The organism is Gordonia otitidis (assembly GCF_020735545.1).
Lineage (GTDB): Bacteria > Actinomycetota > Actinomycetes > Mycobacteriales > Mycobacteriaceae > Gordonia > Gordonia otitidis.
The window spans coordinates 4,277,747-4,303,530 of the sequence record NZ_CP085974.1; the positions used below are offsets into that span (position 1 = coordinate 4,277,747).

Below are 25,784 nucleotides of genomic sequence, written 5' to 3' on the forward strand. Positions count from 1 at the left end.
TCACGCTCTCGTCGGCCGGGTGGTTGGGGTGTCGGCGGTCGAGCGCACGAGTATCGCGACCGGATTGGTGGCGCGCAGTTCACCGAGGTCGGTGACGTCGCGGTAGGTGGCACCCGTCAGCACGTCACGCCACGTCCCCGTCGGCAGGTCGAGGAAGGTGAGCGCCGCGTCCCCGATGAGGCTGTGGGTGAAGCGAGCGGTCACGACGATCACGTCGGCGACATCGCCGACGCCGCGCCCGAACGCGATGGCGTGGTCGGCTCCGGGTCCGTCGGCGTAGAGCGGAAGATAGCTGCTACCAGGCTCGAACGCGGTGGGCAGCGACGCACGCACGCCGAGCGCGGCCCGGACGAGTCTGGCCTTGGGGTGATCAAGCGAGCGGTCGAAGTCCACGGGGCGTCGGTTGTCGGGATCGACGAGCGAGTCGTCCCACCATTCGGTGCCCTGGTAGATGTCGGGAACACCGGGTCCGAGCAACGCGATCGCCTTGCGCGCCAAGGCCTCCTGCTCCCACGCCGAGGCGATCCTCGACACGAAACGCGATATCGATTCGGCTGCGGCGCCGGTGGTGATCTCGTCGATCCAGGTATCGACCTGTGACTCGAACTCCGAGTTCACGTCGGTCCACGACGTGTGCAGCTCGGCCTCCCTCGTGGCCTTGCGTGCGTAGTCGTAGAGGCGTTGCCGGAGCTGATCGGTCACCACACCGGTGCCGGGCGGGTCGCCGACCGGCCAGACACCGACGATGTTCTGCAACAGGAAGTAGCCGGTCAGATCGTCGGGTGGGGGCCAGTTCGACCACAGTTCGTCGACGAGGAGCGACCACCGTTCCGGCACCTGTGCGATCAGCGCGACGCGAGCACGCACGTCTTCGCTGCGTTTCGTGTCGTGTGTGCTCGTCGCGGTCATCGCCCGCGGCCACTGCGCAGCGCGAATCTCGTTGTGTGCGTGGAAGTTCTGTAGGCTCAGCGTGGGGTCGGCCGGATCGCTGCCCACCTCGAGCGACGAGACCAGCCGCGCCGTCCGGTAGAAGAGACTGTCCTCGACGCTCTTCGCGGTTACGGCGCCGCCGGTCTGGGCGAGACGTGAGCTCGCGGCTCCCGGGTGTGCGGTCGCACTGATGATCGTGTCGACGGCCGCGGCCAGATCGGGCCGGCGAAGGGATATCTCGGCCGCGGTCTCGATCAAGAGCGGGCGCAGCGACGGGTAGTCGGCGCGGTAGACGGGCAGTCCGGCGATCAGTTCGGCCGTCGCCTCGGCCACCCCGGCGGCGTCTGCGCTCGGGTCCGAATGGGTGATCGCGCGGACGAGTCGGCGGTGTTCGGCCGCGAACTTCGCGTGCAACGTCGCCAGCTTCCGTTCACGCTCCTGTGCGTGCAGCCAGTGGGAATCCCCGGGTTGCCCGGTGACCCGCAGATGGATTTCGTCGAGTTCGACGACACCCGACGGTGCGGTGAAGACGGCGTCGATGATCCGCATCTGGTCATAGCCGGTCGTGCCGTCGACCGGGAGTGTCGGTTCGAGCGGTTCGTCGGCGGCGAGGATCTTCTCGATGTAGAGCAGTGACTCGGACCCGAGGTCGTTCCGCAGGTCGTCGAGGTAGGCCATCGGCTGCCACAGCCCGTCGGGGTGGTCGACGCGCACCCCGTCGATGAGTTCCTCGTCGAGGAGTTCGTTGATCCACGAGTGCGTCGCGCGGTAGACCTGCTCGTCTTCCTGTCGCAGCCCCGCGAGCTCGTTGACGGTGAAGAAACGACGATAGCCGATGAGTCCGCTGTCCCACGGCACGAGTCGATAGTGTTGGCGCGCATGCACATCCTGTGCAGTACCGCCGAGCGTTCCCGGGGCCGTGGGGAATTCGTGGTCGTAGTAGCGCAATATGCCGTGCGAGTCGACGGTCAGCGGCGACAGATCGCCGTCGGAGGCCACGACTGGAATGGCGATCTTCCCGGCACAGCCGTTCTCCGATGAGAAGTCGACGTCGAAGTACGAGGCGTGACGCGACCCGGGGCCGCGTCGCAAGAGGTCGGCGAACCACGGATTGCGCAGGACCTCCGCCACGCCCGTGTGATTGGGCACGATGTCGATGACGATGCCCAGTCCGCGTTCGGTCGCGGCGGCTCGCAGCGCACGGAGGCCGTCGATGCCGCCGAGCGTCGGGGCCACCTGAGGCGGCGGCACCCAGTCGTAGCCGTGTCTCGAGCCCGGCATGGCGGTGCCGATGGGTGACAGGTAGAGGTGGCTGACGCCCAGCGCCACGAGGTGATCGAGAATGCCGACAGTGTCGGCGAAGCCGAAATCCGGTGTCAGTTGTACCCGGTAGGTCGCGATCGGGTGACGGCGATCGCTTGTCGTCATGTCAACTTACGGAGGACGAGGAGTGAACGCGCACCGATCGTGACACTGCTGCCGCACGGCGCGGACTCGATGTCGGAGTCGCCCTGCGGGTGTCTGGTGTCGAGCACGCCCTCCCATTCGTTGCCGAGTCGCTCGGACGCCAGCGTGAAGTCGATGTCCTCGTAGTGGGCGTTGAAACAGATCATGAAACTGTCGTCGGAGATCACCTCGCCGCGTTCGTCCTTCTCGGCAATGCCGTTGCCGTTGAGGAAGACCGCGAGGCTCTTGCCGAATCCGCTGTCCCAGTCGGCTGTCGTCATCGCCTCACCGGACGGGGTCAGCCAGACGATGTCGAGCATGTCCTGCCCCCACCGGATCGGCTTTCCCGCGAAGAAGCGTCGACGCTGGAACACCGGATGTTTGGCACGCAGCTCGATGGCCTTGCGGGTGAACTCCAACAGATCGGAGTTCTTGTCCGCCAGGGACCAATCCATCCACGAGAGCGGCGAATCCTGGCAGTACACGTTGTTGTTGCCCTGCTGGGTGCGGCCGATCTCGTCGCCATGCGCGAGCATCGGCGTGCCCTGGGACAGGAACATCGTGGCGAGGATGTTGCGCTGTTGGCGCGCGCGCAGTTCGTTGACCTCGGGATCGTCGGTCGGACCCTCCACGCCGCAGTTCCACGACCTGTTGTGGCTCTCGCCGTCGCGGTTGTCCTCGCCGTTGGCCATGTTGTGTTTCTCGTTGTAGGACACCAGGTCCCGCAACGTGAAACCGTCGTGTGCGATGACGAAGTTGATGCTCGCCGACGGTCGACGGCCCGTGGATTCGTACAGATCAGACGAACCGGTCAGGCGTGAGGCGAACTCGCCGAGTGTCGCGGGCTCGCCGCGCCAGTAGTCGCGAACGGTGTCGCGGTACTTGCCGTTCCACTCGGTCCACAGCGGAGGAAAGTTGCCGACCTGATATCCGCCCTCACCGATGTCCCACGGCTCGGCGATGAGTTTGACCTGACTCACGACCGGATCCTGCTGCACCAGATCGAAGAACGCGGACAGCCGGTCGACGTCGTGGAGTTCGCGGGCCAGCGTCGAGGCGAGATCGAACCGGAATCCGTCGACGTGCATCTCGAGCACCCAGTACCGCAGTGAATCCATGATCAACTGCAGCGTGTGTGGGTGGCGTCCGTTGAGGCTGTTGCCGGTTCCGGTGTAGTCCATGTACATCTCGGGCTGCCCGTCGACGAGACGGTAGTAGGCGCCGTTGTCGATACCGCGGAAGCAGATGGTCGGCCCGAGATGATTGCCCTCCGCGGTGTGGTTGTACACCACGTCGAGGATCACCTCGATGCCTGCGTTGTGGAACTCGCGGACCATCGCCTTGAATTCGGTCACTGCGCCGGCCGGTTGGTCCGGGTTCGACGCATACTCGAGATGAGGGGCGAAGAACCCGAACGTGTTGTAACCCCAGTAGTTGCGTAACCCTTTGTCGCGCAACACGAAGTCCTGCATGAACTGGTGCACCGGCATGAGTTCGATCGCGGTGATGCCGAGCGCCTTGAGGTGTTCGATGATCACCGGGTGGGCGAGGCCCGCGTAGGTGCCGCGCAGCGACTCCGGGATGTCGGGGTGGGTGGCGGTCATGCCCTTCACATGTGCCTCGTAGATCACCGTCTGGTGGTACGGCCGTCGCGGAGAGCGATCGTGTTGCCAGTCGAAGTACGGGTTGATGACCACGGAGAGCATCGTGTGGCCGAGTGAATCGAGTTGCGGCATGGACGGCGACGATTCGGTGTCGTCGTCGTCCGGCTTCTCGAGGGTCTCGGTGTCGGCGTCCTCGACGACGGCGTCGGCCGTCTCATCAGGTTCTGTCACCACCGCGGGTTCTGCGGCTTCCTCGGCGGCTTCCTCGGTGTCGACCGACGCGTCTCCGACGGCGCCCCCGGCCTCGGATTCGGTGTCGGCACCGTTCGATGCCGAGGCGTCGACGTCGGCCTGTGGGTCCGCCGCTGCCGAAGCGGGATTGTGGGCGCGCGCGACGGTGGTCGAGGAGGTCTCGTAATCGTCCGACGACGGATCACCGGTGGCGCGCAACGACTGTTCGGCCGGGACGACCGGGGGAGCGTCGGCGGCGGGGGTGTCGGCACGGGACTCATCGTGTGCGGCCTCATCGGAGTCCGCAGGCTCCTCCGATTCGGGTGCTGCCATCGCGTACGAGAACAGCGACGGATCTCCGTCGAAGTCGCCGTGGAACGCTTTGCCGTACGGGTCGAGCAGCAGCTTGGACGGATCGCAGCGCAGCCCGTTCACCGGCTCGTAGGGGCCGTGGATGCGGTAGCCGTAGAACTGCCCGGGCCCGATGTTCGGCAGATAACAATGCCAGCAATAACCGTCGACCTCGTCGAGGCGGATGCGGCGTTCGTGCCCGTCACGATCGATCAGGCACAGGTCCACTGCCTCGGCCACCTCGGAGAACAGTGAGAAGTTGGTTCCCACACCGTCATACGTCGCGCCGAGTGGGTATGGGGTGCCGGGCCAGACGGGAATCGGTTCCGGTTCGGGAATCACGAGAGCGTCGGCCTGCTCCTCGGAATCGGGGGGCAGCGACCCGGCTGTCGGACCGGACGATTGGCTCGGCGGCGCCGCCGTCGTCGAATCGGCGCTTCGTCCCACACTGTGCGCATCGACACCGGGGGCGGGCTCGTGAGGCGGTGTGGCCGCTGTGGCAGATGTGTCGCGCGACGCGGTTTCGTTGCTGGCGTCGTCGCTCGGCGGAACCGTCATGCCCACCTTTTCGCAGTCATGTGTTGACCCTAGCGGCGATGCGGGCTGTCTTCATCTCGGAGCCCTAGGGGTGTGACGCTCCCGTCCAGGGCAGTGCGGCGGCGAGCTGGCGTCCGACCTCGTCTGTCAGGCTGCGCACGTAGGTCGCGCTGAGATGATGCCAGTCCTTGTACACGATGATGTTGCCGACGATCGCTGGGCATTCCGTCGGTGTGCAGATGCCGTTCGAGACGTCGAGCGGGTGGAACAGTGGCTTGTCGGCGGCGAATGGCTGCGCGGGGTCGGTGGGTGAGAGGACGCGCGCTCGTTCGGAGCCGCACTCGGAGGCGGTTCCACCGTTGGACAGACACGTCGGGGTGTCGAGCGCGCCCGTCGGGCCCATCGGCCACGGCGTGTCGCGCATTCCGAGCACGGGGATGCCCGCGTCCATGAACTGGGTGAAGATCGGCTTGTAGTCGTCGGGCATCCAGTCGCCCGCCTGGAAGTCCCGCGGGCGGGTCGAGTTGGTGAACACGGCATCGGGCTTGTCCGCGATCACCTTGGCCATTACCCGTTGCACCCAGTCGTGGCATTGCGGATAGGGCACGCCGCGTTGCTTGGGTACGAGTTCGGTCGAGAGCGGACAGCCCATCTTGAGGTAGGTGGTGACCTTGAAGTGGTTGCGTTTGCCCAATTCGTCGAGCGCGGTGATCCAGAATTCGGCATGGGAGCCGCCCGCGAGGGCGATGGTGCGGGTGGCGTTGGGGTCGCCGTAGACGCCGACGTGGATCGCGGGATCCTCGAACGAACTCATGAATCCCTGCGTCGAGGTCTCGGGGAAGTCGCCCAGCACGGCGAGCGGTGTCGGCTGCGGGTCGAGTGCCGGTACCGGCCAGCCGTTGAGCAGTGCCCGCGCGCCGGGGTAGGAGTGTGGATCGAGATTCGCGGTGTTGACGACGGTGTTGGCGACATGGCGATCCCAGAGGTTGACGCCGACGGCCACCCCGATCGATGCCACCACCAACACGGTGGCCACGACCGACGTGTAACTCAGCAGTCGAGAGCGACCTCGTCGATCGCCGCGCGCGAGTGTCGACCGGTCGCCGCCGCGCAGCGGGTCTTCGATGTAGCGCTTGGTCAGCCACGCCAGACCGATGGACACCGCGAGGAGACCGATGCCCTCGATCACATTGGCGTGGTTCTTGTCGCGCCACGTCAGGTAGAAGATCAGCAGCGGCCAGTGCCACAGGTACAACGAGTAGGCGATAGTGCCGAGCCACACCGGGACCCGGCCGGCGAGAGCACGGCTGACCGCGGGCTGCGATTGATCGATGACCTCGTGGGCGCGGGGCCGCTCGAGTGCTGTGGCGCCCGCCCAGATGATGACGAGCGTCGATCCGACCGGCACCAGCGCCCACGGGCCCGGGTAGGAATCGACGCCGTCGATCCACCACCCACACGTCACGATGAGGGCAAGTGCGATCAGCGCCGCACCGTTGCGCAACCAGCGCGGCACGCGCCAGCGTGGCAACCAGATCGCCAGCAGGCCGCCGGCCAACGGCTCCCACAGACGAGAAAGCGTGTCGTAGTAGTTCCACTGTTGGTTGACGCCCATCCGCATGTGCGCCCAGTAGAACGACACGGCGGCGATCGCCAGCAGTGAGATCCCGACGATGACGCGGATCGTCTGCGGCCGTGCGATCGGCCTGATGATCGACGAGAGGAGTTTGATGACCCCCGTCGCGATCACGGCCATGAAAAGGGTGCCGACGAAGAACTGTCCCTGGACCGACATCGACCAGATGTGCTGCAGCGGGCTGTTCGCCGAACTCGCCGCGAGATAGTCCTGTGAATTCAGCGCCAGGTACCAGTTCTGGTAGTACAGCGCCGACGCGCGCAACTCTCTGCCGATGTTGAGCCAGCGGGTCTGCGGCAACACGATGACGGTGAGCACCGCAACCGCCACGAGAACGGTGAACAGGGCCGGCAGCAGCCGACGGAGCAGACGCTTCAGTCGTGGCCACGGATTTAGCGCCTCGATGAAGGTGACGTGTGACGCCTGACTGTTGATCGCGTGGCGCAACAACGAGCCGATGAAGAAGTAGCCCGAGAGTGCCAGGAAGACGTCGACGCCGCCCGAGACCCGTCCGAACCAGATGTGGAAGCAGGCGACCAGCATGATCGCGATCCCGCGTAGTCCGTCGAGGTCGGTGCGGTACGCGGGGAGGGGCGGGACGGGCTCGTTCCGAGCAGGGGTCGTCACCACTTGGGTTGGGGCTGCCACGTCGGTCGTGCTTGCTTCCGTGTCGGGGGGCTGGATGAGTCGGCGTCGCCGACCGATCCACACTTCGAGGTGGACGGCGCACGCCGTACTCCGGGTAGGAGGTTACCCGCCCAGCCTGCGAAAAACCCATTCCGACCTGTCCGACACACGGTGCACTGCACCGGGCCCAGTCAGCTGCATCGGGCGTCGTCCACGTGCGCCCGCTGCCTGGCGCCGTCGAGCAACACACCGAGCGCGTCGTCGAATTCTGCTGCGAAGTCGCGTCCCGACGGTCCGATGACCCCCAGCCGCTCCATCTGGGCGCGGGTTTGCTCCTCGATGGTGAGTCCGATGATCAGCTGGCAGATCGCCGTCGCGACACCGCGGGCATCGCGTGCGGTGAGACCTCCGGAGATTGCGACGTCGGTCAGGTCGTCGGCGACCGTGCGCGTCGCCAGTCCGCTCGCCCAGGCCGACGAGACGACCTCGGCACTGTCGGGGACGGCGAGCAGTGCCGCCCGCATCCCGACTGCGATGGCGCCGAGTCGCCCATCCCACGACTGATCGGAATCCGTCGGGCCGATGTCGCCGAGAATGTCGTCGGCGAGCGCAGCGAGCAGCGACTGCTTGTTGGGGAAATGCCAGTACAGCGCGTTGGGGCGGACGCCGACCTCGCTCGCCAGTCTGCGCATCGAGAGGTCGGCCAGGCTGTGCTCGGTCAGGATGCCGCGCGCGGCGCGCAGGACGTCGGCGCGGTTGTTGCTCACGACGACAGGGTATCGGGGCTGCGGAACCGCTCCGTGGCATCGCCCCGCACCCTGTACAGTGTTCAGGAAATCCTGGACGGTGTCCAGGACGCTCCGGACCCGGCGAGGAGGATCGCACCACATGGACGCAGCCGAGATCAGCCGCATCGACGCCGCGCACATCTGGCATCCCTACGGTGCGATGCCGTCGTCGACGACGCCTCGAGTCGTCCGCGGTGCCGAGGGGGTGCGGCTGACGCTGGGCGACGGAACCTCCGTCGTCGACGGTATGAGCTCATGGTGGGCAGCCATCCACGGCTATCGTCATCCGGTACTCGACGCGGCGGTACGCGAACAACTCGACTCCATGAGTCACGTCATGTTCGGCGGCCTGACCCATGAACCGGCTGCCAGACTCGCGCAACTACTCGCCGACATCACACCGGAACCATTACAGAAGGTCTTCTTCTGCGATTCGGGGTCGGTCTCCGTCGAGGTCGCGGTCAAGATGGCACTCCAGTACTGGCGCAGCCGCGGTGAGCCCGGCCGTACCCGACTGTTGACCTGGCGCGGCGGGTACCACGGCGACACGTTCACCCCGATGAGCGTCTGCGACCCCGACGGGGGTATGCACGCGATGTGGCGAGGGGTTCTCGCCGACCAGGTGTTCGTGCCGAGGCCACCGGCCGACTTCGATCCCGCGTACGTCGACGCCGTCGAGGCCGCGGTCGTCGGGCAGCGCGACGCATTGGCGGCCGTCATCGTCGAACCGCTGGTCCAGGGTGCAGGCGGAATGCGATTCCACGATCCCGCATATCTCGGCGAGCTCCGTCGCATCTGCGACGAACAGAACGTGCTGTTGATCTTCGACGAGATCGCCACCGGCTTCGGGCGTACCGGCGAACTCTTCGCGGCCGACCACGCGTCCGTCTCGCCGGACATCATGTGCGTCGGCAAGGCGTTGACCGGCGGATACATGACGCTGGCTGCGACACTGTGCACCACCGCGATCGCGGAGACGATCAGCGTGGGGGAGGCGGGCGGCCTCGCTCACGGCCCCACGTTCATGGCCAATCCGCTCGCATGCGCGGTCGCGGTCGCATCCACGGAACTACTGCTCCAAAGCCCGTGGCGACGTCGCGTTGCCGACATCTCCGATGCGCTGGCGCGAGGTCTCGCTCCGCTGATCGACGTCGCAGGCGTGCGTGACGTCCGCACGTGCGGTGCGATCGGCGTCGTCGAACTCGACGACGAGGTCGACGTCGCCGTGGCCACGGATGCCGCTGTCGCCGCAGGTGTCTGGGTGCGTCCGTTCCGCAACCTCGTCTACACCATGCCGCCGCTGGTGTGTACCGACGCCGACGTCGAGACCATCTGCGCGGGAATCGTCGCGGCCGTCGAAGCCCTGTGTCCGCAACTGGCAGGCGTGGGAGGCGGCCGATGACCCGGGAGACCGTCGCCGGGCCTCGCGCATTCTGCGCCGGGGACGTGGTGCGCGCGACACGTCACCCGGTCGCAGACGACGCCTCGGCGCTGGACTGGCTGGGCGAGGCCGCCGCCGCGCGCTATGCGGCAGGGCTGCATCGCGTTCCGCACGTCCGCGACGTCGACGCCCCCCTTCTCAACCTCGCATCCAACGACTACCTCGGACTGTCCACACATCCGGCGGTGATCGCGGGCGCCCACGCGGCTCTGGACTCCTTCGGTGCAGGTTCGACGGCCTCGCGCCTGGTCGCGGGGACCACGCGCCTGCACATCGATTTCGAGGAAGAGATCGCTGATTTCCTCGGTTTCGACGCTGCGCTCTGCTTTTCCTCCGGTTATCTCGCGAATGTCGGTGCCATCACCGCGCTTGCCGGGCGCGGTGACCTCATCGTGTCCGACACGGGCACCCACGCCTCGCTGATCGACGGCTGTCGACTGTCCCGGGCGCGGGTGGTCGTGGTCGATCGGGGCGACGTCGACGCCGTCGCGGCGGCGTTACGTAACCGCGCCGAATCGCGTGCGTTGGTTGTCACCGACTCCGTCTACTCCGTCGATGGCGAGCCTGCGCCGGTCGGGCAGCTCTATCGCACGGCCCGTGAGCACAATGCTGTGCTGCTCGTCGACGAAGCGCATGCGCTCGGGGTGCGCGGCCCCGGCGGACGCGGTGTCGTCGCCGAATCGAAGCTCTCGGGGGCGCGCGACCTGGTGGTGACCGCGGTGTGCTCCAAATCCCTTGGTGCGCAGGGTGGCGTCGTGCTCGGCTCGGGTGAGATCCGTGAGCACCTGGTCGACGTCGCGCGCACGTTCATCTTCGACACCGGACTCAATCCAGCGGCGGTCGGCGCGGCTCGCGCGGCTCTCGGCGTGTTGCGCGCACAGCCGGAACTGCCGGAGCGGCTGCGCCACAACGCCATACGGATGGCCCACAGCCTCGACGCGCCCGTCCCGGCTGCCGCGGTCATCTCGCGCATCGTCGGTGATCCGCAGCCCGCGGTGGAGGCCGCTGCGCGGTGTCGGGACCGGGGTGTACTCGTCGGCTGCTTCCGCCCGCCGTCGGTACCGGCAGGCACGTCGCGACTGCGTCTGACCGTTCGTGCCGATCTCGACGACGCCACTGTGGACCATGCGGCGCAGGTCGTCGGAGAAGCACTTGCGACGCGTTCCGTCGTGCACGGGGGAGGTGTCCGATGAACTCGTCGACGGGCGGCGATGTACTGCTGGTCACCGGAACGTCGACGGACGTCGGCAAGACGATCGTCACCGCGGCGCTCGCAGCGGCCTGCAGTGCGGGCGGGAAGAGCGTGGCGGTGTGCAAACCCGCACAGACGGGTGTCGACGCGGGAGAGCCGGGCGACCTCGCGGCCATCGCCGCCTTGGTCGGCGAGGTCGACGTCACCGAGTGCGCCCGGTATCCCGCGCCGCTCGCCCCGGAGACCGCGGCGACGCGAGCCGGACTCGCGCAGCTCGAACTCGCGACCGTCGTCGACTCCGTGACCGAGCTCACCGGGACACACGACCTGACCCTCGTCGAGGGTGCGGGAGGTGTCATGGTGCGGCTGGGCACCGACCTGACCGCACTCGACGTCGCCGATGCCCTTGGCGCTGCTGCACTCGTGGTCACGCCTGCCGGTCTGGGTGCCCTCAACCATGCGGAGCTGACCGTCGAGGCATTGCGCGCCAGGGGAATTCGTCCGGCAGGTCTCGTCATCGGTTCGTGGCCCGACGATCCCGACCTCGCCATGCGCTGCAATCGGGACGACCTGCCCCGTCTGACGGGCGTTCCGCTTGTCGGAGTCATCCCCCAAGGGGTGGGGAGCCTCGCTGCTCACCGGTTCCGCACCGCCGCACCCACCTGGTTCGACCCAGGCTTCCTCGCGAATCTCGTCGCTCGTCCCACGGCCGAGACCCGCACGGCCGATCAGCCCATCGAAGGAGTTCACGCATGACACAGGCCCCCGTCGATCCCACGATCACACCCCCTGCCGACCAGGCATCCACTGCTGACCAGGCACCCGCTGCCACCGCCGACATCCTCGCGATTGCGCGTACCCGGGTTCTCGAGCGCGGTGAGCCACTCGACCGCGACCAGGTCCTCGAGGTGTTGCGACTGTCCGACGATCGACTCACCGAGCTGCTGCAGCTCGCGCACGATGTCCGGATGCGATGGTGCGGACCGGAGGTCGAGGTCGAGGGGATCATCTCGCTCAAGACCGGCGGCTGCCCGGAGGACTGCCACTTCTGCTCGCAGTCGGGATTGTTCGCGTCGCCGGTACGCAGCGCGTGGATCGACATCCCCTCGTTGGTGGAGGCCGCGAAACAGACCGCGAAGACCGGCGCGACCGAGTTCTGCATCGTCGCGGCGGTACGTGGCCCAGACAAGCGGCTGCTGTCCCAGGTCGCCGCGGGAATCGAGGCCATTCGCAACGAGGTCGACATCCAGATCGCGTGCAGCCTCGGCATGCTCACCCAGGAGCAGGTGGACCAGTTGCGGGACATGGGCGTTCACCGCTACAACCACAACCTCGAAACCGCCCGTAGCCACTTTCCGAACGTCGTCACGACGCACACGTGGGAAGAGCGTTGGGACACGCTGCGCATGGTGCGCGACGCGGGTATGGAGGTCTGCTGTGGCGGAATTCTCGGTATGGGCGAGTCGCTGGAGCAACGGGCTGAGTTCGCTGCCGACCTCGCAGCCCTCGAACCCGACGAGGTCCCGCTCAACTTCCTCAACCCGCGCCCGGGGACTCCGTTCGGTGACCTCGACGTGCTGCCGGCGAGTGAGGCGCTCAAGGCCGTCGCTGCGTTCCGGCTCGCGTTGCCCAGGACGATTCTGCGTTTCGCGGGCGGGCGCGAGATCACACTCGGCGACCTCGGTGCCAAGCAGGGCATTCTCGGTGGCATCAACGCGGTCATCGTCGGCAACTACCTGACCACGCTCGGCAGGCCGGCCGAGGACGACCTCGACCTCCTGCACGATCTGTCGATGCCCATCAAGGCGCTCAACGACAGCATCTGATGGCCACACTCGAGTACGCCCGGGTGAGTGGCGTGCATACTCGAACTCGATGAACCACACGGTGAGAGGATGCCGATGACCCCGACACCCACGGTCGACCCCCACGTGGCACACGCCATCGACATTCCCGGTCCGCTCGACGAACCGTGCCGGTACGGCGTGTACACGGGCATCGAGCTCGACCTCCAGTCGTCCGACGCGGTGCCCGCGGCGGCTCGACTCGGTCTCGAGCCCCCGCGGTTCTGTGGTCAGTGCGGTCGGCGAATGGTCGTACAGGTGCGTCCCGACGGCTGGGACGCCCGTTGCTCCCGCCACGGCGACGTCGATTCGTCACACGTGGGACGACGATGACGGCGAGCAGCGCATCGGTTGCTCCGGGATTCGCTAGGACGTCACGTCCGCGCCGCCATTCGGTCGCGCCGCTCGTCGCCGTCGGAGCCGTCGTGCTGTTACTCGGTGCCGTGTTCGGCGCGGTGTGGGCGGTCACGACCCCCGCTGTGACCGGGACCGTCACGCCGGACGGTGCGGCGGTGCCCGCCGAACAGCTCGGTGAGGAGTTCGCGGGCGTTGCGGCCTTCGCGTCCTGGATGCTGGCGTATGGGGCGATCGCGGCCTTGCTGGCCTGGTTCGCGTCCCGGTACTGGCGCGGACTGATCGGTTATGCGGTCACGTTCGTGACGACGGTGGTCGGCACCGCAATCGCGGGCGCGATCGGCACATGGGTCGCCGAACTGCACTTCCCGGACCCGCATGAGGTGTCGATGGGGCAGACGTTTCGTCTGGTTCCTGATCTCGTACTCGACGGTGCGACGCGCAACGGATTCTCGGCGCCGTGGATTCTGCTCATCTGCGCACCGTTGGCCCTGAGTCTTGTCTACCTGGTGTGTGCGCTCGCCACCAGCGACGCCGATCTCGGCGTCGGTGACGGAGTCGACGACCTGCCGCAGCAGCCACTCACGGCGGGGGTTTGAGGGTCGCGAACTCGTCGGTGACCCGCAACTCGTTGTCGGCGAAGGCGTACAGCGCAGGTGGACGGCCGCCCGTGCGCCCGGTCCGTCCGACGGTTCCGGTGGCGACGACGACGCCACGTCGACTCAGAATCCTCAGTAGGTTAGTCGTGTCGACAGGGTAACCCAATGCGGCGCAATAGATTTCGGAGAGTTCCGACATCGGGAACCGGGCCGGGGCGAGTGCGAACGCGATATTCGTGTACGAGAGTTTTCCCGCCAGTCGTCGACGCCCCGACGCGATGATGTCCGCGTGATCGTGTGCCAGCTCGCCGAGCGAATCCACCGGATGCCACGACGCGGAGTCGGGTAGCCGTGCGGGGGCATCGGCGGGCACCAGCCCGAGATAGGTCGAGGCGATCGTGCGACCACCGGGCACCCGATCCGGCGCCGAGAACACCGACAACTGCTCGAGGTGGGCGACCTTGCGGATGTCCATCGTCTCGGCGAGTTGACGGCGGGCGGTCTCCGACAGGGATTCGTCGGTGACCACACCGCCGCCCGGAAGTGCTAACGGCTGATTCTCGTCCTGCCGCCACAGCAGCACGCACAGCACGGGCTCGGCATCGGGAGTCGGACGTCGGACCTGGAAGACCGCGCTGAGCACTTCCACGCGCGCGGTGTCGTCGTCCTTGCGATGCTGCTCCGACTCGGCGACATCGGAGCGGTCTGACATCGGCGCGGGCATGCGCTCGATTCTAGGGCTCCCTCCGCTCTGCCACGGCGGAGCGCCGAGCCGGGCACACGAATCAGAGTTCGTCGAGCCTGATCAGTCCGTCCTGGATCGCGCGGGCGACCAACGACGCCTTCGTGCGTGCGGGTCGACCGGCGTCTGCATACTTCGCCCGGATGCGCGCCAGATGGGTGTTCACCGTCCCCACGGAGATCACCAATCTCGATGCGGCCACCGACTTGGAGTCGGTGAGCAGCCAGGTACGCAGCACCTCGACCTCCCGGCTGGTGAGCAACACCCGCGGATGACCGCTGTCGGTACCAGCGGGCGCATTGTCGGGCTGGGCCGGAGCGGGCGCGACGGAGCGCAGGTGGGGATGGACGACGGGGCGTTCGGTCGCGGGGGGCGCGGTCACGATGCGGCGTGCGGCGAGACGCTCGAGTGCCTCCTGGCGCCGTCGGACTGCTTCAAGCGGGGTGGAGAACGATGATCTGCGCACGGGTATCGACGGTGCGATCGCGAGTGGGAGGTTGGATGCGGAGGCGGAGTCTTCACCGGCGCGGGGGCCAATCGTGGAGGTCATCGGTCTATCTCCTGTGATTCTTGTCGAGCAGTGGCGGTGTTGTCGCTGACCTCTTCGACGCTATTGCCGCAGGCGACCCCAGGAACGCGTAGTGCGCTACTCGAATCGGAGTACCGACGGTACCCACCGGACGGAGTGCTACGATTCAGATGTTTTCGACCAACAGTCGAAAACCTGTCTCGGAGTACGAACAGCGTTCTCCGGTCGCAGCTTGAAGGAGTCACCCCCATGAGCATCACGAGCGACCGTCCGGTAGCGGTCCCCGAACCTGGTCTGTTCGACGCGGTGTGGACAGACGGCCCCAGTGGGTTCACCGGCGTGGAGCCGACCGCGGCGTGGGCAGAAGAGGTTCGTCGACTAGCGCGTGCGCGCAACGCCACACTACTCGCACATAACTATGAATTACCGGCGATTCAAGATGTTGCAGACCATGTCGGGGACTCCCTTGCGTTGTCGCGGATCGCGGCCGAGGTCGACTCCGACGAGATCGTGTTCTGCGGTGTCCACTTCATGGCCGAAACGGCCAAGATCCTGAGTCCCGAGAAGCGGGTGTTGATCCCCGACGCGAGGGCTGGGTGCTCACTCGCCGACTCGATCACCGCGGACGAACTGCGAGAGTGGAAGCAGGAGTTTCCCGACGCGGTCGTGGTCTCGTACGTCAACACCACAGCAGAGGTGAAGGGCCTGACCGACATCTGCTGCACGTCGTCGAATGCGGTGGATGTGGTGGCCTCCATCGATCCCGAGCGCGACGTGCTGTTCCTTCCGGACCAGTTCCTCGGTGCGCACGTCAAGCGTGAGACCGGCCGCGACAACATCCACATCTGGGCAGGCGAGTGCCACGTGCACGCCGGCATCAACGGTGACGAGCTGACCGAACAGGCGAACTCGCACCCAGACGCCGATCTGTTCATCCACCCTGAATGTGGTTGTGCGACATCGGCGCTCTACCTCGCGGGCGAGGGTGCGGTCCCCAACGACCGCGTCAAGATCCTGTCGACGGGCGGAATGATCGACGCCGCACGCCAGACAGGGGCCGCGCAGGTTCTCGTCGCCACCGAGATCGGCATGCTGCACCAGCTGCGCAAGGCCGCGCCCGGGGTCGACTTCCAGGCCGTCAACGACCGCGCGTCGTGCCCCTACATGAAGATGATCACGCCCGCGGCATTGCTGCGCGCGCTCCGTGAGGGCCGCGATGAGGTGTTCGTCGCCGACGACGTCGCCGAGCGTGCACGTCAGAGTGTCGAGCGGATGATCGCGATCGGCAATCCCGGGTCGGGTGAGTGACTCGGTGAGCGCGTTCGTCGGCCAGCAGGAGGCGGCCGAGCAACTCGACCTCGTCGTCACCGACGAGGTGCGCACCCTGATCAGGACCGCGCTCGACGAGGATCTCCGCTACGGCCCCGACGTCACGAGCGCCGCAACGGTTGCGCCGAACGCCACGGTCGACGCCGCGATCGTCAGCCGCGCCGACGGCGTGATCGCGGGACTCCCTGCGGTGCTGGCAGTCCTCGACGAGGTGGTCGGCGCGGGAGCCTACGAGGTGACAGCATCGGTGGCCGACGGCACGCGGATTGCCCCTGGCGACGTCGTCCTCGCTCTGCGCGCGCCCACTGCAGCCTTGCTCACGGCCGAGCGGACAGCGCTCAATCTGGTGTGTCACCTGTCGGGGATCGCCACCGCGACAGCGCGCTGGGTCGACGCGGTGGCAGGCACCGACGCGAGGATTCGCGATTCACGCAAGACACTGCCCGGGATGCGGTATCTGCAGAAATACGCTGTGCGCGCAGGTGGCGGTGTGAACCACCGCATGGGACTCGGTGACGCCGCGTTGATCAAGGACAACCACGTCGCGGCGGCAGGCTCCGTGAGCGCGGCACTGACCGCGGTACGTGCGGCCGCCCCCGACCTGCCGGTCGAGGTGGAAGTGGACTCGCTCGAACAGCTCGACGAAGTGCTGGCACTCGCACCCCAACTCGTGCTACTCGACAACTTCGAGCTCTGGGCCACCCAGATGGCGGTGTCCCGACGGAACAACCGATCGCCGCAGACCAAGCTCGAATCATCCGGCGGTCTCACGATCGACCAGGCCGCCGACTACGCCCGCACCGGCGTCGACTATCTGGCTGTTGGGGCGCTGACGCATTCGGTGACCGCGCTCGATCTCGGTCTCGACATCCCGCTCTGAGCCGACACCCGCACAGCACTGTGGCCCACAGGTCGAAGCCTGTGGGCCACAGTGTGTTCAGCGCGTCGTGTTCGACGCCTGCTATTGAATTGTGTTTTCGGCCAACGGCTTCGGTCGGTACCGCGCCGTGGTCACGCTGCCAGGATCACTCGGATCGTTCGTGACGACCGTGGCCGGCGCCGGTGTCTCCGTGGACGGCGACGGTCGGCTCCGCAACATCGGTGCGCTCGACGAGATCGGCGAACTCCTCGTCGAGGTCGACCGACTGGATGCCTGCGGCTGCCGGAGCGGCGGTCTCAACGATCTCCTCGCGGACGGCTGCGGCGCGCTGGTCGTCGAAGCTCTGCGTCTTGAGTGCGACCTCCTTGATGAAGAGGATCGCGACGAAGCTGATGGCGGCCATGATCCCCGCGATGAGGAAGATGCGTGCCGTGCCGTCGCCGTATGCGCCGCGCACGATGTCGGCGATCGGCTTGGGCAGGTCGTTGAGGTTCGACAGTCCGGCCGCCGTGCCGCCGGTCTGCGACGGGTTGATGCCGAGGGCGTTGAGCCCCTTCGCGATCAGATCGGTCACGTGGGTTGCCAGTACTGCGCCGAGTACCGACACGCCTGCGGCGCCGCCGAGTGATCGGAAGAAGGTGACCGTCGAGGTCGCCGATCCGAGATCGTCGGGGGAAACGTTGTTCTGAACTGCCAACACGAGGTTCTGCATCGTCATACCCATGCCGAGGCCGAGGATGAACAGGAACGCTCCGATGACGACCATGTCGGTGTGGGCGTCGATGGTCGACAGCAGGCCGAAGCCCAGTGTCATCATCGCCGCACCGGCGACCAGGTATGCCTTCCAGCGACCGAAGCGGGTGATCAGGGCGCCGGACACGGTGGCTGCGATCATCGAGCCCAGGATCATCGGCAGCATCAGCAGGCCGGCAGCCGTCGGGGAGTGGCCGCGCGCGATCTGGAAATACTGACCGAGGAACACTGCACCGCCGAAGAGTGCGACACCCACCGAGACGCTGGCCAGGGTGGCCAAGGCGATGGTGCGGTCGCGGAAGAGGCGCAGCGGGATGATCGGGTCCTTGGCACGCGACTCGACGAACAGTGCGGCTGCGATCAGGACCACTCCGAGAGCGACGAGGCCGAATGACATTCCCGAGGTCCAGCCGAAGCTGTCGCCGGCGAGGGTGACCCAGATGAGCAAGGTGCTCACACCCGCGGCGATCAGGAAGGCGCCGAGGTAGTCGATGTGAACGTTCTTGCGGACTGTCGGGAGGTTGAGTGTCCGCTGGATCACGAGCAGCGCGATGACAGCGAGCGGGACGCAGACGTAGAAGGTCCAGCGCCAGCCGAGCCAACTGGTGTCGACGATGACGCCGCCGATCAGCGGTCCCGCGACGGTCGCGATCGACATCACCGCGGCGATCGGGCCCTGGTAGCGGCCGCGCTCACGCGGGCTGAACATCGAGGCGATCACGATGACGACCAGCGCCTGCAGTCCGCCGAGACCAAGACCCTGGATGACACGGAATCCGATGAGCATGCCCACGGACTGGGAGAGTCCTGCGAGGACCGAACCGAGCGTGAACAGAGTGAGCGACGCCTGGACCAGGATCTTCTTGCTGATCAGGTCGGAGAGTTTGCCCCAGAGGGGTGTTGTGGCGGTGGACGCCAACAGTGTGGCGGTCACCACCCAGGTGTACTGGCCCTGCGTTCCGTGCAGATCCGTGATGATGACGGGGAGTGCGTTGGACACGATCGTCGAGGAGAGGAATGCGACGAACATGCCCAGGAGCAGACCGATGAGTGCTTCGAGTTTCTGTCGGTGCGTCATCGGTGCATCCGCTGCGGGAGTGACCTCCCGCGTAGCGGCCTGCGCCGAGTTCCGCGTAGCGGATCGCGACATGGGAGAACCTCCTGCGGTAGTGGCTGATCCCGCGCGGTCCACCGCGCGGGAAAGAGTTCGGGATAGGGCTGAGATAGCCGACCGACCGGCTGGCACAGAAGCGACATCCACACCAGTTAGTTGAATATCGCAACTATAGCCATCGATAGTTGTAACGCGCAACTATCTCGAGTATTCCCGGGTTCGCGAAGATCTTCGCTGTGACGCTGCTCGCTGTGGTGATCGGCCCGCAGTGAACATGCCCGCGTGGTGATGTGCCGCTGTAATGATTGGCCGGTGTGGTGATCGGCCGTTGTGGTGATGGTTGCCGGCAGGGTGCGGTGGGCGTGGAGAGGAGTCCTAGTCGGAATCGGTGTCGAACTCTGCGTCCTCGACGAGCAGGCGGTTGAGTAGCGAGGTCAGCGTTCGGATCTCGTCGGGGTCCCATTCGGACAGCCGCGCACGCCAGTCGGCGACAGCGGCCGCGGTGACACGTTCGACGCGCTGGCGACCGGCGGGCGTGAGTGACACCTGGCGTGCGCGTGCGTCGTGCGGGTCGGCATGTCGCTCGGCGAGGCCGAGCCGGACGATGGCGTCGATCTGCCTGCTCACCGTCGACTTCTCGAGGCCGAGTTGTGAGACGAGGGTGGAGACGGGGAGCGATCCGTTCGCATGCGCGAGCATCGCGATCAGCGGATATGTCGACGGGTCGAGCCGGGGATCGACCGCACGAGCGCGCGTACGGAGTCGGATGCGACCCTGGCGCATGAGGTCCGCGAAACCGTTCTCGAGTGCGGTGATCGGGTCGTCGGAGAAATCGGGGTCCAGCGGGTGATCGGTGTTCACGGGGTGATCGGAGCGAGCGTCGCCCATCTGCGGATGGTCCTGTTCCTCGTGGTTCGGCGGATGATGCGGCACACAGTACCGCGCGTCTCTTCCTGGCTCAGGATTCGAAGCGATCGGTCGGTGCGCCTCGCCTTCTCACCATCCGCTCCTGCTCAACAATCGGCTCCCGGCCTGCCCCGCTCCTGGCCTGCCCCGCTCCTGGCCTGCCCCGCTCCTGGCCCGCCGCTCCTGGCCCGCCCCGCTCCTGGACTGCCACGACTCCTGCCCCGCGACCTGGTGTGGTGGCGGGGTGAGCCGGTGCTGGTGGTTCTCGCCTGCTCGGCCCGGTGGCGCTCAGGCTGCGAGTGGGTCGGGTTCGTGGCCGTGGTCGGGGTGGCCGGGCGGGTGCCAGGTGATGTCGACGCGTTTGTCACGGTCGCGTATGTCGCGGTCGTGGTGATCCGGCGCAGTCATGGCGCCCAGCAGGGTGTGTAGTCGGTGGTCGATCACGCTGGTTGGCGGTGCGCCGCGTGTGTCGCGGGGGACGAGTCGGGTGACTGACGCCATCGTGTCGTCTGTCACGTGGTCGGTGCTCGTGGTGGCGAGATAATCGCGGAAGTCGGCGGCCACATCCGCAGCCCGGTTGATGTGTTCGGGATTGGGCGGCATGCCGGGGGCGGCGTTCAGCCGCCACGCGACACGCCCGGTATCGGGGCCGTCGGTGATGATGCGGGTCGTGTACTGACCAGGGCGCGGACCCACCCGTGAATTGTGCATGTCGCAGGCCGGTGCCAGTTGGTCGATGTCGGTGCACCCACCCTGGGCCCAGTCCTTGGCGGCGTGGTGGATCGCGACCCGCGATGCCGGCTGGGTACAGCCGGGTGCTGAACACACGCCGCCACCCTCGGCAGCGAACAACGCCAACCGCTGACCTGGCGAGGCTAACCGTTTCGACCGCCCCAAATACAAGGGCACGCTGGTGTGCTCGGCGAATACCGCCAGGAATGGTTGCCCCCCGCTCGTCGAGTGGGTGGCCATCGAGATCAGATCGGGGATCGGTAGCAGGGTGCCCGACGCGGTCCGCGCCACCCCGGCGTGCGCCTCCAATTCGGCCAGTGTGGTGGTGGCGATGACCTGGATCGGCAGTCCCCGATGCGAGCGGCCGAGCACACCGGCATCGACAACCTGCGACAGCAACGCTGATACGGCGTCATGGTTGCGTTGGGCTTGCGACCGCTGATCACGCGCGGCGGCCTGCGCCACCAGTTCGGCGTCAGCATCTCCCACCGGCCCGACCGGGGAGGTGTCGTCGTCGGGATTGTTCATGCCGGGTTTCGCCCACGCATCTAACACCACATCCAGGCGGGCGCGGGTCGCCGGATCGAGATCAGCAGTCAACCGCGACATCAGGTCCGCGCCCTGCCGGTTCACCCACAACCGGCGACGCCGTTTGCGGTCGGTGTCGTCGGTGACCGTCCCATCGGGATCCAGATGCGCCATCAACCGGGTACCCAGATTGGTGATCTCCTTCGGCGTGAAGTCGACGCCATAGCCAGCCATCTGCGCTTCCGCTGCCGCGCGCACGTCGGCCGGGATCTGATGCGGGATCTGATCGAGTACTTCGAGCACCGCCCGCGCGCGAGCGGGTGCGATCAGCCCCTGCCCCCAGTGACGCGCCAACGTCGGACACTGCGGATCGCCTTTCTCACCCACAATCGAGGTGAACGAGCCGGTTGCTGCGATGAGTCGATGTCGCGCCGCCGGGTCGCCGACACCCAGCCGGTGGGCGAGAAAGTCCCGCACATCGCGGTACCCGAGCGAGCGCGGCAGATTGCGATCCGACGCCTCCACCACCAGCCGATCAGTCACCGCCGCAGCCGTCCGCCGCGCCAACCGCTCGGCCACCGCGGCCGCTTCCACCACACCCGCATCCGAGAGCTGCGACACATCACAGCCGGCCAACTCATCAACCACCGACGCCAACCGCGACAACACATCCGCCACCCGAGCATCCGCCGACCCCACCACCGCAGAACCAACCCGCCAGCATCCAACAGGGCTGGTGCACACGACGTTTCATCGACGCCCGAACCGTCGTTGCCGCTGTCGTGCGCGCTACTCATGTCGTGTCACCCCCACCCTCTGGATCGCCTTGATCGAATGTGTGTTCGACACTAGTCGACGCCACCGACATGTTCCGCCGCAACCTGTGCGGACATCGGTGACGCGCTACCAGGAGCTGGATGGAACCGACCTGGTGTGACCGGCGGGCGTGCGTTCGTCATCCCGTCAATCTCTCCATCCCGTCGATCTCGGCGTTAGCCTGGTGGGTATGCGAACGCATCCGCTCGGCGCCGCGGCTCGTTTGCTCTTTGTTGCCATCGCGGTGCTCGTGATCATTTTCCTCGTACCGCTTCCGACGTGGCTGGTTGTAGCGTTGGCTGGATTCGGTCTCGTTCTCATCGGTGCGACAGTTGCCGACATGACCGCACGCCGGCCGGTCGAGTAGGTCATCAGCTGAAAAGACCTCATGCGTCAGCGTGATGGCGGCGGTGGGTCAGTGGCTGGCTGAGCAGACGTGAAATCTGTTGTCCGCTGTGGGCTTTCGGCGTGGTGCACGGCGGTGTCGGCGCGTTCGAGCGCGGAGTCCTGAGTAGTCGTTTTGTTGTCGTATGCGGCCCGCCCGCAGCGGTAGGGTCGCTCGGGGATCCACGCCAGTGGGGAGGCTCGAAAACCGGCAGCCCGGCTGCTCCTCCGGGATTCGAGCGCTGTGAGAGGGACTGCGCGGTGGCCCTGCGAGGGTCGCGTCACCCGAGGCCGGGCGGACCGCATTCGGAAAGCAGTGGTGCCGACACATATCCTTGACAGGTAAACCCGACCGATCAGGAGACACCCATGCTCGCCCGAACCGACCTACGCGGTAGCTCGCCGACGCTCGCTGAGCTGCGTCGCGCGTTGCCCCGTGGGGGCACCGACGTCAACGCCGTTCTGGACACGGTGGCGCCGGTGGTGCATGCGATCGCCGACCGCGGCGTCGAGGCGGCACTGGAGTATGGCGAGAAGTTCGACGGCGTGCGTCCGTCGAGCGTTCGGGTCCCCGCGGCCGTGATCTCCGATGCCCTCGAACAGCTCGATCCCGCCGTCGCCGACGCGCTCCGCGAATCGATCACTCGCGCCCGCCTCGTGCACGCCGATCAGCGGCGCACGACGACCCGCACACAGGTCGTCGACGGGGGAGCGGTCAGCGAGAAGTGGATTCCTGTTCGTCGTGTCGGCCTTTATGTCCCCGGCGGCAACGCGGTCTATCCGTCCTCGGTGATCATGAACGTCGTGCCCGCCCAGGAAGCCGGTGTCGGCTCACTCGTCGTCGCATCGCCTCCGCAGAAGGACTTCGGGGGATGGCCACACCCGACCATCCTTGCGGCGTGTGCTCTTCTCGGCGTCGACGAGGTGTGGGCGGTCGGCGGCGCGCAGGGTGTGGCGCTGCTGACCTACGGTGGCGTCGACACAGACGGTGCCGTTCTCGACCCCGTCGACCTCATCACCGGTCCCGGAAACATCTATGTCACGGCAGCCAAGCGCCTGTGCCGCGGACTCGTCGGCATCGACGCCGAGGCTGGTCCCACCGAGATCGCCATACTCGCCGACAACACTGCCAACGCGTCCTTCGTCGCAGCCGACCTCATCAGTCAGGCCGAGCACGACGTTCTCGCGGCCTCGGTGCTGGTGACCGACAGCGTCGAACTCGCCGACGCCGTCGACGCAGAGCTCGATCGCCAGGTGTCCGAAACCAAACACCGCGAACGCGTCACCACCGCACTCAGCGGCAAGCAGTCGGGCGTCGTGTTGGTCGACGACATCGACGCAGGTCTCGCCGTGGTCGACGCCTACGCGGCCGAACACCTCGAGATACAGACCCGCGATGCGGCGCGTGTGGCCGACCGCGTGCACAACGCCGGTGCCATCTTCGTCGGTGATTTCGCGCCGGTCAGTCTCGGCGACTACTGCGCCGGCTCGAATCACGTTCTGCCGACGTCGGGTTCGGCGCGCTTCGCATCGGGACTGTCGGTGCAGACCTTCCTTCGCGGCGTGCACGTCATCGACTACGACGAGGACGCCCTTCGAGACGTCTCCGCACAGGTCGTCACCCTCGCCCAGGCCGAGGATCTCCCGGCGCACGGTGATGCAATCACCCGTCGATTCGCCGCAGGCGGCGTCGAGGCAACGAAGTGACGCCCACGAACGCCCCCAGCGCGTCGATCCCGGGCACCTCGGTGACGGTCGATGATCTCCCGATCCGCGACAATCTGCGTGGCAAAACCGCTTACGGTGCACCGCAACTGAAGGTTCCGGTCGTTCTCAACACCAACGAGAACCCACACCCGCCCTCGGCCGAGCTGATCGCCGACGTCGCCGAAGCCGCCAGGGCGGCTGCAGCTGATCTGCACCGTTACCCCGACCGCGACGCCGTCGCCCTGCGTACCGATCTCGCCGCGTACCTGACGGCAGCGACCGGTACGTATCTCGGCGTCGAGAACCTTTGGGCGGCAAACGGTTCCAACGAGATCCTGCAGCAGCTCCTGATGGCCTTCGGCGGTCCTGGCCGTAGCGCGGTCGGCTTCGTGCCCAGCTACTCGATGCACCCGATCATCTCCGACGGCACCGACACCACCTGGCTCGAGGCGAAACGGAACGCCGACTTCTCCCTCGATATCGACCACGCGGTTGGGGAGATCACCGCGCGACGCCCCGACGTCGTCTTCGTGACGTCGCCCAACAACCCGACCGGCGCGTCGATCCCGAACGAGGGACTGCGTGCAATCGTCGACGCCGCTCCGGGCATCGTGATCGTCGACGAGGCATACGGAGAGTTCTCCGAACAGCCCAGTGCGGTGGAGCTGATCGACGAGTTTCCGGCGAAGGTCGTGGTCAGCCGGACCATGAGCAAGGCGTTCGCCTTCGCGGGCGGGCGGCTGGGGTATCTCGCGGCGTCTCCCGCGATCGTCGACGCGCTGCAGTTGGTGCGTCTGCCGTATCACCTCTCGGTGCTGACACAAGCCGCGGCGCGTGCGGCCCTCCGCCACAGTGAAGAAACACTCGGCGGGGTCGCCGAGATCATCGCCGAGCGCAAACGTGTTGTCGCCGAACTGGAGAAAGCCGGTTTCGACGTCGTGGACTCCGACGCGAACTTCGTGCTCTTCGGACGCTTCGCCGACGCCCCGGCCTCGTGGCAGCGGTACCTCGACGACGGCGTGTTGATCCGCGATGTCGGAATTCCCGGGCACCTGCGTGTCACGATCGGTTTGGTCGAGGAGAACGACGCGTTCCTCGACGTCAGCAGAAGACTTGCCACCACAGATCTGGAGAACACACAGTGACCACCCCGGCACCGCGGATCGCGCGCGTCGAACGCACGACGAAGGAGTCGTCGATCGTCGTCGAACTCAATCTCGACGGCACCGGCACGACCGCCATCTCGACGGGCATCCCGTTCTTCGACCACATGCTGACGGCATTCGGTGCGCACGGCAGCTTCGATCTCACGGTCGAGGCGAAGGGGGACATCGAGGTCGAGGGACACCACACCATCGAGGACACCGCGATCGTGCTCGGGCAGGCGCTCGGTCAGGCACTCGGCGACAAGAAGGGCATTCGACGCTTCGGTGACTCGTACATCCCGATGGACGAGACACTTGCCCACGCCGTCGTCGACGTCTCCGGCCGGCCCTACTGTGTGCACACCGGCGAACCCGAACACATGCTGACGGCGGTGATCGGGGGCTACCCGGGTGTCCCGTATTCGACGGTCATCAATCGACACGTCTTCGAATCCATTGCGCTCAATGCGCGTATCGCGCTGCACGTCCGGGTGCTGTACGGCCGCGACCAACACCACATCACCGAGGCGGAGTTCAAGGCCGTCGCCCGCGCACTGCGCGCTGCCACCGAAGCCGACCCGAGAGTGAGTGGAGTGCCGTCCACCAAGGGAGCACTGTGATCGCGGCGAACCAGGGAGC

General features: G+C 66.7%; 21 protein-coding genes. 12 read left to right on the top strand and 9 right to left on the bottom strand.

Annotated features, from left to right (window positions below; translation table 11 throughout):
• The 4 genes from treY to LK459_RS19615 form a co-directional block, all read right to left on the bottom strand.
• Nucleotides 1–2,358, bottom strand: a complete 2,358-nt coding sequence (treY, locus tag LK459_RS19600; RefSeq protein ID WP_227920184.1) for a malto-oligosyltrehalose synthase — start codon at nucleotides 2,356–2,358, stop codon at nucleotides 1–3.
• On the bottom strand, nucleotides 2,355–5,120 hold the full coding sequence (gene glgX, locus LK459_RS19605) for a glycogen debranching protein GlgX (protein WP_227920186.1): 2,766 nt from the start codon (nucleotides 5,118–5,120) through the stop codon (nucleotides 2,355–2,357). The genes treY and glgX overlap by 4 nt, the downstream gene beginning before the upstream one ends.
• Before the next feature lie 64 nt (nucleotides 5,121–5,184).
• The gene (locus LK459_RS19610) at nucleotides 5,185–7,383 is read right to left on the bottom strand and encodes an acyltransferase family protein (RefSeq protein ID WP_227920188.1); all 2,199 of its coding nucleotides are present in this window, start codon (nucleotides 7,381–7,383) and stop codon (nucleotides 5,185–5,187) included.
• Between the two features lie 170 nt (nucleotides 7,384–7,553).
• Entirely contained in the window at nucleotides 7,554–8,129 is a 576-nt protein-coding gene (locus LK459_RS19615; protein ID WP_227920190.1) for a TetR family transcriptional regulator, read from the bottom strand.
• 121 nt (nucleotides 8,130–8,250) lie between these two features.
• Between LK459_RS19615 and LK459_RS19620 the strand changes: the two genes are divergently transcribed.
• From LK459_RS19620 to LK459_RS19645, 6 genes are all read left to right on the top strand, one after another.
• The gene (locus LK459_RS19620) at nucleotides 8,251–9,552 is read left to right on the top strand and encodes an adenosylmethionine--8-amino-7-oxononanoate transaminase (protein WP_227920191.1); all 1,302 of its coding nucleotides are present in this window, start codon (nucleotides 8,251–8,253) and stop codon (nucleotides 9,550–9,552) included.
• Nucleotides 9,549–10,784 (top strand): 8-amino-7-oxononanoate synthase, encoded by a 1,236-nt coding sequence (locus LK459_RS19625; protein ID WP_227920193.1) that lies wholly within the window; start codon nucleotides 9,549–9,551, stop codon nucleotides 10,782–10,784. The genes LK459_RS19620 and LK459_RS19625 overlap by 4 nt, the downstream gene beginning before the upstream one ends.
• Nucleotides 10,781–11,539, top strand: coding sequence for a dethiobiotin synthase (gene bioD, locus LK459_RS19630; protein ID WP_227920194.1), 759 nt, complete (start codon nucleotides 10,781–10,783; stop codon nucleotides 11,537–11,539). The genes LK459_RS19625 and bioD overlap by 4 nt, the downstream gene beginning before the upstream one ends.
• On the top strand, nucleotides 11,536–12,609 hold the full coding sequence (bioB, locus tag LK459_RS19635) for a biotin synthase BioB (RefSeq protein ID WP_227920195.1): 1,074 nt from the start codon (nucleotides 11,536–11,538) through the stop codon (nucleotides 12,607–12,609). The genes bioD and bioB overlap by 4 nt, the downstream gene beginning before the upstream one ends.
• A 75-nt stretch (nucleotides 12,610–12,684) precedes the next feature.
• Nucleotides 12,685–12,960: a biotin synthase auxiliary protein BsaP gene (gene bsaP, locus LK459_RS19640; RefSeq protein WP_227920196.1), complete on the top strand. Its 276-nt coding sequence runs from the start codon at nucleotides 12,685–12,687 to the stop codon at nucleotides 12,958–12,960.
• Nucleotides 12,957–13,580 carry a DUF2567 domain-containing protein gene (locus tag LK459_RS19645; protein ID WP_227920197.1) on the top strand — a complete coding sequence of 208 codons (624 nt, stop codon included), beginning with the start codon at nucleotides 12,957–12,959 and terminating at the stop codon, nucleotides 13,578–13,580. The genes bsaP and LK459_RS19645 overlap by 4 nt, the downstream gene beginning before the upstream one ends.
• On the opposite strand, the gene LK459_RS19650 is transcribed toward LK459_RS19645, so the two are convergent.
• Together LK459_RS19650 and LK459_RS19655 are read right to left on the bottom strand one after the other, a co-directional pair.
• A complete protein-coding gene (locus LK459_RS19650) occupies nucleotides 13,564–14,304 on the bottom strand; it encodes an NUDIX hydrolase (RefSeq protein ID WP_227920198.1) in 741 nt (246 codons plus the stop codon). The two genes, LK459_RS19645 and LK459_RS19650, sit on opposite strands and share 17 nt — an antisense overlap.
• 61 nt (nucleotides 14,305–14,365) lie before the next feature.
• Nucleotides 14,366–14,872 carry a response regulator transcription factor gene (locus LK459_RS19655; RefSeq protein ID WP_227920199.1) on the bottom strand — a complete coding sequence of 169 codons (507 nt, stop codon included), beginning with the start codon at nucleotides 14,870–14,872 and terminating at the stop codon, nucleotides 14,366–14,368.
• A 228-nt stretch (nucleotides 14,873–15,100) separates the two neighbouring features.
• Here LK459_RS19655 and nadA point away from each other — a divergent pair, with 228 nt between their 5' ends.
• On the top strand, nucleotides 15,101–16,159 hold the full coding sequence (gene nadA, locus LK459_RS19660) for a quinolinate synthase NadA (protein ID WP_227920200.1): 1,059 nt from the start codon (nucleotides 15,101–15,103) through the stop codon (nucleotides 16,157–16,159).
• A 4-nt stretch (nucleotides 16,160–16,163) separates the two neighbouring features.
• A complete protein-coding gene (nadC, locus tag LK459_RS19665; protein ID WP_227920201.1) occupies nucleotides 16,164–17,060 on the top strand; it encodes a carboxylating nicotinate-nucleotide diphosphorylase in 897 nt (298 codons plus the stop codon).
• A gap of 145 nt (nucleotides 17,061–17,205) precedes the next feature.
• Here nadC and LK459_RS19670 read toward each other — a convergent pair whose 3' ends face one another.
• From LK459_RS19670 to LK459_RS19680, 3 genes are all read right to left on the bottom strand, one after another.
• Nucleotides 17,206–18,891, bottom strand: a complete 1,686-nt coding sequence (locus tag LK459_RS19670; RefSeq protein ID WP_227923895.1) for an MDR family MFS transporter — start codon at nucleotides 18,889–18,891, stop codon at nucleotides 17,206–17,208.
• Between the two features lie 411 nt (nucleotides 18,892–19,302).
• Complete coding sequence (locus tag LK459_RS19675) at nucleotides 19,303–19,815, bottom strand: MarR family winged helix-turn-helix transcriptional regulator (RefSeq protein ID WP_227920202.1); 513 nt, start codon at nucleotides 19,813–19,815, stop codon at nucleotides 19,303–19,305.
• A gap of 306 nt (nucleotides 19,816–20,121) precedes the next feature.
• Nucleotides 20,122–21,771, bottom strand: a complete 1,650-nt coding sequence (locus LK459_RS19680) for an HNH endonuclease signature motif containing protein (RefSeq protein ID WP_227920203.1) — start codon at nucleotides 21,769–21,771, stop codon at nucleotides 20,122–20,124.
• 328 nt (nucleotides 21,772–22,099) lie between these two features.
• On the opposite strand from LK459_RS19680, the gene LK459_RS19685 reads away from it, so the two are divergent.
• The 4 genes from LK459_RS19685 to hisB all read left to right on the top strand — a co-directional run bounded on the left by LK459_RS19685 (nucleotide 22,100) and on the right by hisB (nucleotide 25,765).
• Nucleotides 22,100–22,276 (top strand): hypothetical protein, encoded by a 177-nt coding sequence (locus LK459_RS19685; RefSeq protein ID WP_169315825.1) that lies wholly within the window; start codon nucleotides 22,100–22,102, stop codon nucleotides 22,274–22,276.
• A gap of 386 nt (nucleotides 22,277–22,662) precedes the next feature.
• On the top strand, nucleotides 22,663–24,000 hold the full coding sequence (gene hisD / locus LK459_RS19690) for a histidinol dehydrogenase (RefSeq protein WP_007240051.1): 1,338 nt from the start codon (nucleotides 22,663–22,665) through the stop codon (nucleotides 23,998–24,000).
• Entirely contained in the window at nucleotides 23,997–25,145 is a 1,149-nt protein-coding gene (locus LK459_RS19695) for a histidinol-phosphate transaminase (protein WP_007240050.1), read from the top strand. The genes hisD and LK459_RS19695 overlap by 4 nt, the downstream gene beginning before the upstream one ends.
• Complete coding sequence (gene hisB / locus LK459_RS19700) at nucleotides 25,142–25,765, top strand: imidazoleglycerol-phosphate dehydratase HisB (protein WP_007240049.1); 624 nt, start codon at nucleotides 25,142–25,144, stop codon at nucleotides 25,763–25,765. Before LK459_RS19695 ends, hisB begins: the two co-directional genes overlap by 4 nt.
• The last annotated feature ends 19 nt before the right edge of the window (nucleotides 25,766–25,784 follow it).